The organism is Cobetia sp. SIMBA_158 (assembly GCF_046566945.1).
GTDB lineage: Bacteria > Pseudomonadota > Gammaproteobacteria > Pseudomonadales > Halomonadaceae > Cobetia > Cobetia amphilecti.
On the sequence record NZ_JAWJYL010000568.1, the window covers coordinates 1 to 261 of the forward strand.

Consider the following 261-nt stretch of genomic DNA (forward strand, 5'->3'; position numbering starts at 1 on the left):
CAGCCGCCGTAGGTATAGTTCAAACCTTCCGCAATTTGCGCGGAGGAGTAGTCGCCGTAATGGTTCAGATAGCCGCCGCAGCAGTTCATCAGCCGCGCGACCAGGGTATTTCCCGGCGGCCAGGAGCGGGTCATGGTGCCGCCCAGCGTACCGGTGCCATAGTTCAGATAGATAGACTCGTTGCCGTACTCTTTGATCAGGCGCTGCATATTGGTCGCGATGATGTCGTAGGCTTCTTCCCAGCTAATGCGCTCGAATTTG

Annotated in this window: 1 protein-coding gene; it reads right to left on the reverse strand. The window is 57.1% G+C overall.

The genetic code is table 11. The annotated features are described in order from the left end of the window. Window positions 1-261 (reverse strand): molybdopterin-dependent oxidoreductase (locus R2R70_RS21110; RefSeq protein WP_410979067.1); only part of this gene is annotated, 261 nt, incomplete at both ends.